This window comes from Kitasatospora sp. NPDC043950 (assembly GCF_056435345.1).
Map to the genome: position 1 here is coordinate 23,935 of NZ_JBWKER010000016.1, position 10,236 is coordinate 34,170.

General features: G+C 72.2%; 11 protein-coding genes. 10 read left to right on the top strand and 1 reads right to left on the bottom strand.

Translation table 11 applies throughout. From position 1 onward, the window contains the following. Positions 1 to 42 precede the first annotated feature (42 nt). The 10 genes from AC07BF_RS13425 (at position 43) to AC07BF_RS13470 (ending at position 9,538) form a co-directional block, all read left to right on the top strand. Positions 43 to 246, top strand: coding sequence for an MbtH family protein (locus AC07BF_RS13425; RefSeq protein WP_350882087.1), 204 nt, complete (start codon positions 43 to 45; stop codon positions 244 to 246). A gap of 287 nt (positions 247 to 533) precedes the next feature. After that, positions 534 to 782, top strand: a complete 249-nt coding sequence (locus AC07BF_RS13430) for an acyl carrier protein (RefSeq protein ID WP_063348726.1) — start codon at positions 534 to 536, stop codon at positions 780 to 782. Between the two features lie 61 nt (positions 783 to 843). Further along, positions 844 to 2,112 carry a beta-ketoacyl-[acyl-carrier-protein] synthase family protein gene (locus tag AC07BF_RS13435; RefSeq protein ID WP_363587382.1) on the top strand — a complete coding sequence of 423 codons (1,269 nt, stop codon included), beginning with the start codon at positions 844 to 846 and terminating at the stop codon, positions 2,110 to 2,112. A gap of 2 nt (positions 2,113 to 2,114) precedes the next feature. After that, positions 2,115 to 3,236, top strand: a complete 1,122-nt coding sequence (locus tag AC07BF_RS13440; protein WP_363587384.1) for a beta-ketoacyl synthase N-terminal-like domain-containing protein — start codon at positions 2,115 to 2,117, stop codon at positions 3,234 to 3,236. Beyond that, positions 3,233 to 3,961, top strand: coding sequence for a 3-oxoacyl-ACP reductase FabG (fabG, locus tag AC07BF_RS13445; protein WP_363587386.1), 729 nt, complete (start codon positions 3,233 to 3,235; stop codon positions 3,959 to 3,961). The genes AC07BF_RS13440 and fabG overlap by 4 nt, the downstream gene beginning before the upstream one ends. Before the next feature lie 11 nt (positions 3,962 to 3,972). Continuing rightward, complete coding sequence (locus AC07BF_RS13450) at positions 3,973 to 5,673, top strand: phytoene desaturase family protein (RefSeq protein ID WP_363587388.1); 1,701 nt, start codon at positions 3,973 to 3,975, stop codon at positions 5,671 to 5,673. 77 nt (positions 5,674 to 5,750) lie between these two features. Next, entirely contained in the window at positions 5,751 to 6,782 is a 1,032-nt protein-coding gene (sbnB, locus tag AC07BF_RS13455; RefSeq protein WP_478333381.1) for a 2,3-diaminopropionate biosynthesis protein SbnB, read from the top strand. Between the two features lie 175 nt (positions 6,783 to 6,957). Continuing rightward, on the top strand, positions 6,958 to 7,446 hold the full coding sequence (locus AC07BF_RS13460) for a MaoC family dehydratase (protein WP_387808023.1): 489 nt from the start codon (positions 6,958 to 6,960) through the stop codon (positions 7,444 to 7,446). Between the two features lie 164 nt (positions 7,447 to 7,610). Then, positions 7,611 to 8,930: a sensor histidine kinase gene (locus AC07BF_RS13465; protein WP_363623135.1), complete on the top strand. Its 1,320-nt coding sequence runs from the start codon at positions 7,611 to 7,613 to the stop codon at positions 8,928 to 8,930. After that, positions 8,894 to 9,538 (top strand): LuxR C-terminal-related transcriptional regulator, encoded by a 645-nt coding sequence (locus AC07BF_RS13470; RefSeq protein ID WP_063348719.1) that lies wholly within the window; start codon positions 8,894 to 8,896, stop codon positions 9,536 to 9,538. Before AC07BF_RS13465 ends, AC07BF_RS13470 begins: the two co-directional genes overlap by 37 nt. Before the next feature lie 44 nt (positions 9,539 to 9,582). Here AC07BF_RS13470 and AC07BF_RS13475 read toward each other — a convergent pair whose 3' ends face one another. After that, on the bottom strand, positions 9,583 to 10,227 hold the full coding sequence (locus AC07BF_RS13475; protein ID WP_478333382.1) for a response regulator: 645 nt from the start codon (positions 10,225 to 10,227) through the stop codon (positions 9,583 to 9,585). Positions 10,228 to 10,236 lie beyond the last annotated feature (9 nt).

Genomic DNA, 10,236 nt, shown 5'->3' on the forward strand with positions numbered 1-10,236 from the left:
CAACCCGGCACGTCCCGAGATCCCGAGACCTGGAGAACAGTCATGGCGAACCCCTTTGACCGCGAAGACGGCACCTTCCTCGTCCTCGTCAACGCGGAGGGGCAGCACTCCCTGTGGCCGTCCTTCGCCGCCGTCCCGGAGGGCTGGTCGGTGACCCTGGAGGCCACCGACCGGGCCACCGCCGTCGCCCACATCGAGGGCAGCTGGACGGACATGCGCCCGCTCAGCCTCCAGCAGCAGGGCTGACCGGCCGGGCCCGCGCCCGGAATCCGGAAGAACGCCGCCGGACGGCTCCGACCCCGCCGCCCGCCGCACCCCCAGGGCCTTCGCCCGACGGTGCGGCGGGCGGCCGTTTTGTCCCCGGCACCCCTCCCCACCAGGCACGCGACACCCCGCCAGGACCCGTCAGTGAGCGGTCAGTTGGACGTCATCGACCCGTCATCGGGCCTGACTAATTTGCTGCCCAGAGGCCCGGTTTCCGGGCACCCCAGGGCACCCCCACAGGGCGCCCGCGAAAACGGAGGAAAACGAGCATGACGACGGTAGCGCCGGAGCGTCTCACCCGGATCCGCGAGATCATCGCCGAGAACATCGACGTGCACACCGAGTTCGCCGACACCGCGCTGTTCGTCGACGAGCTGGGCGCCGACTCGCTGAAGCTCATCGACGTGCTCAGCGCCCTGGAGATGGAGTACTCCATCGTCATCGACATGAACGAGCTGCCGAAGATGGTGAACGTGGAGGCCACGTACCAGGTGACCGCGACGGCCGCCGGCTGGTGATCGGGGCGGGTTCCGGGACCGGAACCCCCGCCCGCAGGCATCCCACTGCTTAAGGAGTCCCATGTCCACCGCACAGTCACCAGCGGCACCCCGCGCCGGCGCGCCGGCCGACCGCCGCCGGGTCGTCCTCACCGGCCTCGGGGCGATCTCCAGCATCGGCACGGGTGTCGAGGAGTACACCGCGGGGCTGCGGGCCGGCCGCTCCGGTGCGCGGCCGATCACCCGGTTCGACACCGAGGGGTTCGGCCAGAACATCGCCTGCGAGGTCCCCGACTTCGAGCCGGAGCGCTGGATCCGCAACGTCCCCCTCGACGACATGGGCCGCGCCGGGCAGTTCGCCGTCGCCGCCGCCCGGATGGCCGTGGAGGACGCCGGGCTCACCGAGGCCGACCTCGGCGAGCGCCAGGCCGTCATCAGCGTCGGCACCACCGACGGCGAGGGGCACGACATCGGCGTGCTGGTCGAGCAGGAGCTCGCGGCCGGGGACCCTGGGGCCATGGACCCGGTGCTGTCCCGCCGGATCAACGCCGGCCGGCTCACCACCGTCATCGCCCGCGAGCTGCGGATGCCGAACGTGGAGCCGACCACCATCACCACCGCCTGCGCGGCGGGCAACTACTCGATCGGCTACGGACTGGACGCGATCCGCTCCGGCGAGGTCGACATCGCGCTGTGCGGCGGCGCCGACGCCGTCTGCCGCAAGGCCTTCGCGCTGTTCAAGCGCTTCGGCGCGCTCACCCCGGACGTGGTCCGCCCGTTCGACAGGAACCGCCAGGGCATCCTGACCGGCGAGGGCGCGGGCATCCTCGTCCTGGAGAGCCTGGAGTCCGCCCTCGCCCGCGGCGCGCACATCTACGCCGAGGTGCTCGGGTACGGCCTCAGCTGCGACGCCGCCCACCCGACCGCGCCGAACCGCGACGGCATCGCGCGCGGCATCCGGCTCGCCCTGGACGACGCCGGGGTCGAGCGGGACGAGATCGACTTCATCTCCGCGCACGGCACCGGCACCAAGGCCAACGACAAGACCGAGTCGGCCGCCATCGTCGACGTGTACGGCGACGCACCGCCGCGCACCGTCGCGGTGAAGTCGATGCTCGGCCACTCGATGGGCGCGGCCAGCGCGCTCGGCGCGATCGCCTGCAGCCTCGCCATCGAGCACCAGTTCATCCCGCCGACCATCAACCACGTGGAGACCGACCCCGACTGCCCGCTGGACGTCGTGCCCAACCAGGCCGTCGACGCGGAGGTCCGGATCGTGGAGAACAACTCCAGCGCCTTCGCCGGCAACAACGCCATCCTGATTCTGGGCACGTACGGAGAGCGAGTCTGACGATGACCACCGCAGCCACCCCGGCGGCCCTGCCGCCGGAGACACTCGTCATCACCGGCTGGTCGGCCGTGTCGCCGTACGGCCTGACCCGCCAGGACTTCGCGTCCGGCGTGCGCGCCGGCGCCAAGACCGCCGTCAAGGCGGACGCCGCGCTCGGCACGCTGCCGTCGCCCGACGTCTGCCTGGTGCCCGGCTTCGACATCAAGGGCCTGCTCGGCCCCACCGGCACCGCCAAGATGGACCGGCTCACCGCGCTGGCCCTGGTCGCCTCCGACGGCCTGCTCAAGGACGCCGACGGCAACCGGGTGGTGGAGACCGACGACCGCACCGGTGTGGTCCTCGGCATCTCGATGGGCAGCCTGGAGAACGTCACCAACTTCCTCAAGCAGTCCTACACCAACGCGCTGCCCTTCCACGTCGACGCCGGCCGCATCCCCTTCGGCAGCCTCAACCACGCCGCCGGCGCCACCGCCATCCGGCACGACCTCAAGGGCCCCAACACCACCGTCGCCGGCGGCCGGGTCAGCGGCCTGCTCGCCCTCAACTACGCGCGGCGCCTGATGGGCCAGGGCCGGGCGACCAAGTACCTGGTCGGCTCCGCCGAGGAGTTCTCCGCCGCGCACGCCTGGATCGAGCACACCGCCGTCGCGGCCGGCGACTCCACGCCGCTGCTCGGCGAGGGCTGCGGCCTGTTCGTGGTCGAGCACGCCGGCACCGCCCAGCGCCCGGCGCTCGCCGCGGTGCTCGCGGTGGAGACCCGCGTCGACATCGACGACGACCCGAAGGCCGCCGTCACCGCGTGCGTGCAGCGCGCCCTGGCCCGCGCCGGCGTCACCGCCGACGAGGTCTGGGCCGCCGTCCCGTGCGCCGCGCCCACCGCGGCCGGCCGGGCCGAGTACGACGCGCTCGCCGCGCTGCTGCCGGCCGAGGCACTGGGCCGGGTCCCGTCCATGGAACTGCTCGGCGACACCGGCGCGGCCTCCGCGTCCTTCCAGATCCAGGCGGTGCTCGGCGTGGCCGGGACCGACCCGGCGGCCCGGGGCCGGATCGCCCTGGTGTCCGCCGTCGACCGTGACGGCGCGGTGGGCTGCGCCGTCCTGAGACTCTTCGGGGAGCACGCGTGATCGCCCTGGTCAGCGGCGGGTCCCGGGGCATCGGCAAGGCCATCGTGCTGCGCCTGGCCCAGGACGGCTACGACGTCGCCTTCTGCTACCGCTCCAACGCCGAGGCAGCCGAGCAACTCGCCAAGCAGGCAGGCGAGTTCGGCACCCGGATCACGACCACCCAGTGCGACGTGGCCGACCCGGAGCAGGTCCGCGACTGGTACAACCGCACCGAGCGCGAGGTCGGCCCGGTGGACGCCGCCGTCACCTCGGCCGGCATCACCCGGGACCGCCCGGTCATCCTGATGCCGGAGGACGACTGGAACCAGGTCCTGCGCACCAACCTGGACGGCGTGTACCACGTGTGCCGCGCCGCCGCCTTCGCGATGAGCAAGCGCCGCAGCGGATCGATCGTCAACCTGTCCTCGGTGTCCGGCATCTACGGCAACCTCGGCCAGGCCAACTACGCCGCGTCCAAGGCCGGCATCATCGGCTTCACCAAGTCCCTCGCCAAGGAGTGCGGCCCGCGCGGCGTGCGCGCCAACGTGGTCGCGCCGGGCCTGATCGCCACCGACATGGTCGGCGACATGTCCGACGCCGCGGTCGAGCGGATGCTGAAGAACGTCGCCCTCGGCCGGGCCGGCAAGCCCGAGGAGGTGGCCGACCTGGTCTCCTTCCTGCTCTCCGACCGCGCCGCCTACATCAGCGGGTCGGTCTTCGAGATCCACGGCGGCGGCACGTTCTGATGGGAGCACGCATGCAGGGGGCCCAGGGACTGCGCGACCACTACGACGCGATCGTCGTCGGCAGCGGCATCGGCGGCCTGACCACCGCCGGCTACCTGGCGGCCGACGGGCGCAGCGTCCTCGTCCTCGAACAGCACGACATCGCCGGCGGCAACGCGCACGTGTTCCGCCGCCGGCGCAAGTACGAGTTCGACGTCGGCACGCACTACCTCGGCGACTGCGGCCCCGACGGGCACTTCCCGGCGATCCTGGCCGGCCTCGGCGTCCTGGACCGGGTGCGGTTCCGGCCGATGGACAACGAGCAGGGCTTCGACCGGATCATCACGCCCACCGCGACCGTCGACGTGCCGGCCGGCTGGGACGCCTACCGCGACCGGCTGCGGCAGGCCCTGCCCGAAGAGGCCGACCGGATCGCCGGCTTCCTCGAACTCGCCGAGAACGTGGCCGGCTCGACCCGCGCCGGCCTGAACGGCGTCTCCCTGGTCGACCTGTTCCGCAAGTCCCCGCAGACCATGCGCTGGTCCCGCCGCACCTTCGCCGACGCCCTGGGCCACTTCGGCCTCTCCGCCAAGGCGCGCACGCTGCTCGCGGCACAGGCCGGCAACTACGGCACCATGCCCGACGGCATCAGCCTGGCCCACCACGCCTCGATGATGGACCACTACCTGCGCGGCGCGTACTACCCCGAGGGCGGCGGCCAGGCGATGGTCGCCGCGTTCGTCGAGGCGCTGGAGGCGCACGGCGGCGAACTGCGCACCCGCTGCGACGTCCGCCGCATCCTGATCGAGAACGGGCGCGCCACCGGCGTCGAACTCACCGACGGGCAGCGGGTCTCGGCCCCGCTGGTCATCTCCAACGCGGACTACCGGCGCACCGTCCTCGACCTGTGCGGCGGCGAGGACGCCTTCCCCTCCGAGGTGGTGGCCCGCACCCGCGCGGCGACCATGCGCGGCTCCTTCGTCTCGGTGTACATCGGGCTCGACACCGAACTGCCGGGCCTGCCCAACGCCAACCTCTGGTGGCACGACAGCGACGACATGGAGGGCGCGCACGCCGCCATGCTGGAGCGGTACGCGCGGGACGGCTCGATGGACTCGGTGCCGGCGCTCACCTTCTCCTTCGCCTCCCTCAAGGACCCGGGCGCCGCCGCCGTCTGCCCGCCCGGCCACAGCAACTTCCAGCTCATGACGGGCCTGCCGCCCGGCTACGGGTTCTGGGGCCTGGAGAGCGGCCCGGCCGACGGCGAGCCCTACCGCCGCAACGCCGCCTACCTCGCCCGCAAGCAGCAGCTCACCGAGGTCATGCTGGCCACCGCCGAGAAGGTCATCGGCCCGTTCCGGGAGCGCGTCACCCACCTGGAGACGGCCACCCCGCTCACCCACGAGCGCTACATCCGGGCCACCGGCGGCACCCCGTACGGCATGGCCAGCTGGGGCGGCTCCAGCCAGCGGCCGGACGTGCGCACCGAGGTCGAGGGCCTGTACGTGGTCGGCCAGAGCGTGCGCTACGGCAGCGGCATCGCCGCGGTCGCGAACAGCGGCATGGCCGCCGCCTCCGACATCATCGGCCGCGCGCTGCTGCGTGAGGTGTTCGGCGGCGCGGTGCTCGGCGACCCCTCCCGGCTGCCCGAACGCGGCCCGGACTGGGACCCGCTGGTGGTCTCGCGCGGGCGGGCGCGGCAGCGTGCCAAGGGCCTGGCCCGCATCGGCTGACCCCTCCCCCTCCGTTTCCTCACCCTCCGATCCTCACCCCTCCGATCCTCACCCCTCCGACCAGGAGCACTGTTCCCATGAATCAGGTACCTCCCTTCGCCGTGGTCTCCGGCGCCCAGGTGCACGAGGCCCTCAACGGGCACGAGGACGAGGTCGTCGCCACGGTCGAGGCCGCGTACCGGCTGCACGGCGAGGGGCAGACGGCCAACCCGGACTCGTACTTCCTGCGCTTCCCCGACCGACCGTCCTCCCGGATCATCGCGCTGCCGGCCTCGGTCAAGGGCGAGGTCGGCGTGCACGGCATCAAGTGGATCTCCAGCTTCCCGGACAACGTGGCGGCCGGCCTACCGCGCGCCTCGGCCGTCCTGATCCTCAACGACGCCGAGACCGGCTACCCGTTCGCCTGCCTGGAGAGCTCGATCATCAGCGCGGCGCGCACCGCCGCCTCCGCGGCCCTCGCGGCGGCCCGGCTCGCCGACGCCCGCGGCGAGCGCCCGACCCGGGTCGGCTTCTTCGGCGTCGGCCTGATCGCCCGCTACGTGCACACCTACCTCGCCGCCAACGGCTTCGACTTCACCGCGGCCGGCGTCCACGACCTGTCCGCCGAACACGCCGAGGGCTTCTCCGACTACCTGCGCCGGGCCGAGGGCGAGGGCGTGGAGATCACCGTCCACGACAAGGCCGAGGACCTGATCCGCTCCAGCGACCTGGTGGTCTTCGCCACCGTCGCCGGCGAGCCGCACGTGACGGACCCGCAGTGGTTCTCGCACAACCCACTGGTGCTGCACGTCTCGCTGCGCGACCTCTCCCCCGAGATCGTCCTCGACTCGTGGAACGTCGTCGACGACATCGAGCACTGCATGAAGGCCGGCACCTCGCCGCACCTGGCCGAACAGCTCGTCGGCCACCGCGAGTTCGTCGCCGGCACGCTCTACGACGTGCTCACCGGCACGATCACCCCGCCGTCCGACCGGCCGGTGGTCTTCTCCCCGTTCGGCCTCGGCGTGCTCGACATGGCCGTCGCCAAGCACGTCTACGACCGCGTCCTCGCGGCCGGACAGCTGCACACCGTCCCGGACTTCTTCCACGAGCTCAAGCGCTACGGCTGAGCCCTCCCCGCCCCGTCCCGGAGGCCCGCCCGCGCTCCCGGCGCCGGCGGGCCTCCGGCCTTTCCCGCCGCCCCGCCCCCTCCACTGACGGCCAACTGACGCCGCGCTGACCGAACGGCCCCCCGGCCCCCCGACGCCTTGTCCGCGCCATGGACGGCCGCCCAGAATCACCCGCATGAGATCCTTTGCCAACCTGGCCGAGTTCACCGGGGCGACCGGGGAGCACCTCGGCTACAGCGAATGGCTCGACGTCACCCAGCACAGCGTCGACCAGTTCGCCGACGCCACCGGCGACCTCCAGTGGATCCACGTGGACCCGGAGCGCGCCGCCACCGGCCCGTTCGGCGGGACCATCGTCCACGGCTACATGACGCTCGGCCTGCTGCCCGCGATGATGCGCGCGATCTTCGAGATCCACAACGTCGAACTGGGCGTCAACTTCGGTCTGGACAAGGTCCGCTTCCCCCGCCCGATCCCGGTCGGCGCCCGGGTCCGCGGCGGCGCCAAGGTCACCAGCGTCCGCGAGACCCCGATGGGCCACCTGGCCGCGGTCCGGATGACGGTGGAGGTCGAGGGCCAGCAGCACGCGGCCTGCGTGGCGGACACCCTGTCCCTCTTCGTCGCCGCCCCCGACACCGCCGAGGGCGCATCGGACGGCTTCTGAGCCCGCCCGCCGACGTCACCGCCGCCGCCAGGTAGAAGAACCTCCCCCTCCGGTCGCGCAAGAGGGGGGTTATTACTACCGATTTCGCCGCGCCGCCCCCGCCAGAATGGTCACACGGCCACCACGGCCGGGGCACAGCGAACGGCACCAGAGAGGAGCGGGCCATGGACCGCACGATGAAGCTCGGGGGAAGCCCCTCGGCGGTCGAGATCAGGGGATTCTCCGTCCCCGCCGGATTCACCGGACTGCGGCGGGCACTGGCCCTCTGCTGGATGTCCGTCGCGGCCTTCGGGCGCTCGCTCGGGGTCACCGGCGCGATCTCCCTGGTCGGCCCCGGCCTCGGCCTGGTGCCGCGGGCCATGGAGCGCGTCCGGGCACTGGCCGCCCGCCAGCGCGGCCTGTCCGAGCGCTGGTCCGGCGTGCAGATCCCCGGCCCGCCCAGCGGCCTGCCGGCCGCCCCCGAGGGCGCCTCGGGAGCCGTCGCCCGCTACCGCTGGATCATGAGCGACCCGCAGACCAAGCGGGAGTTCACCTGGGTGCTCACCGACCCGATCGTCGGCGGCTTCCTCGCCTTCATGCCGATCGCCGTCCTGCTCAGCGGCTTCTGGGGCATCTTCCTGGCCTTCTTCGGCGTCCCGCTGTCGACCCAGTGGGACGGCCTCTGGTACCAGTTCATCCCGATCGACGGCCAGGCCACCGCGGTGCTGGCCGGCGTCCTCGGCGTCCTGCAACTGCCGCTGGCCCTGTGGATGGCCCCCCGCGCCATCCGCAAGCACGCCCGGTACACCCACTCCATGCTCGCCCCCAGCGAGCAGGAACTGATGGCCAGCCGGATCGAGCACCTCACCACCACCCGCAGCACCGCCGTCGACACGCAGATGGCCGAGATCCGGCGGATCGAACGCGACCTGCACGACGGCGCCCAGGCCCGCCTGGTCGCGATGGGCATGACCCTGGACGCCGCCGAACACCTGCTGGAGACCAACCCGGAGGCCGTCCGGGCCCTGCTCATCGAGGCCCGCCAGTCCTCCTCCAAGGCCCTGGAGGAGATCCGCAACCTGGTCCGCGGCATCCACCCGCCGGTCCTCGCCGACCGCGGACTCGCCGACGCGGTGCGGGCGCTGGCCATGGTCTGCCCGGTCCCCACCGAGGTCGTCGTGGACCTGCCCGGACGCCCCGAGATGCCCGTCGAGTCCGCCGCCTACTTCGCGATCTCGGAGATCCTCACCAACGTCGCCAAGCACTCCGGCGCCGACCGGGCCTGGATCGACATCCGTTACGATCACGGCATGCTGCGCATCACCGTGACCGACAGCGGCCGCGGCGGCGCCGACGCCACCCGGGGCACCGGCCTGCGCGGCATCGAGCGACGACTCAGCACGTTCGACGGAGTCCTGGCCGTGAACAGCCCCGTCAACGGCCCGACCATGGTGACGATGGAGCTTCCGTGCGTATTGTCCTCGCCGAAGACCACTTCCTCCTGAGGGACGGCCTGATCCGCCTCCTCCAGGCCTACGGACACGAGGTGGTGGCCGCCGTCGACAACGGCGCCGACCTCCTCGCGGCCCTCACCGAGCAGCAGCCGGACGTCGCGGTCGTCGACGTCCGGCTTCCGCCGAACTTCACCGACGAGGGCCTGCGGGCCGTCCTCACCGCCCGCCGCACCATGCCCGACCTCCCGGTCCTGCTCCTCTCCCAGTACGTCGAACCGCTCTACGCCCGCGAACTCCTCGCCAGCGGCGGCCGCGGCGTCGGCTACATGCTCAAGGACCGCGTCACCAACGGCTCCCAGTTCCTCGACTCGATCCGCCGCGTCGCCGACGGCGGCACCGCGATGGACCCCGACGTCATCTCCCAGCTCCTCGTCCGCAAGGAACGCGACGAGAACGTCGGCAGCCTCACCGACCGCGAACGCGAAGTCCTCGAATGGCTCGCCCAGGGCCGCTCCAACGCCGGCATCGCCCAGGGCCTCTTCATCACCGAGAAGGCCGTCGCCAAGCACATCAGCAACATCTTCACCAAGCTCGGCCTCCTCCCCACCGACGGCGACAACCGCCGCGTCCTCGCCGTCCTCGCCTACCTCGACCAGTAACCCGCCCCACCCCGCCCGCCTCCGCCGGCCCGCGAGCGGCCGGTTCAGCCGTGGCGGGCGCCCGAGTCCCAGACCCAGGCCGCGATACCGACCCGGTTGTTCACCTTCAGCTTCCGCTGCACGTGGGTCATGTGGGTCTTCACCGTGCCGGCCGAGATGAACAGCGCCTCCGCGATGTCGGAGTTGGTCAGACCGTCCGCGACCAGCCGCGCGACCTCGAGCTCACGCGGCGTCAACTGCTCGATCTTGGGCGCCTTCTTCTGCTTCGGGCCGGCCAGGCTTCGCAGCAGCCGGGTGGTGATCTGCGGGCTGATCAGCGAGTCGCCCTCGACGGCGGCGCGCACCGCCTCGATCAGCAGCGGCGCACCGGAACGCTTCAGCAGGAAGCCGTACGCGCCCGCCTTCAGCGCCGAGTGGACGTACTCGTCGAGGTCGAAGGTGGTGACGATGACGACCCGTACGCCCGGGCTCTCCTCGGCCAGCCGGCGGGTCAGCTCCAGCCCGTCCATCCGCGGCATCCGGATGTCGGCGAGCAGGACGTCCGGCCGCAGCGTCCGCGCGATCTCGAGCGCCTCGTCACCGTCGCCCGCGACCGCGAGCACCTCCATGTCCGGTTGCAGGTCGAGGATGTGTCGAAAGCCTTCCCGCACGGTTGCCTGGTCGTCAGCGATCACGATGCGTGTCGTCATGGGCTGATC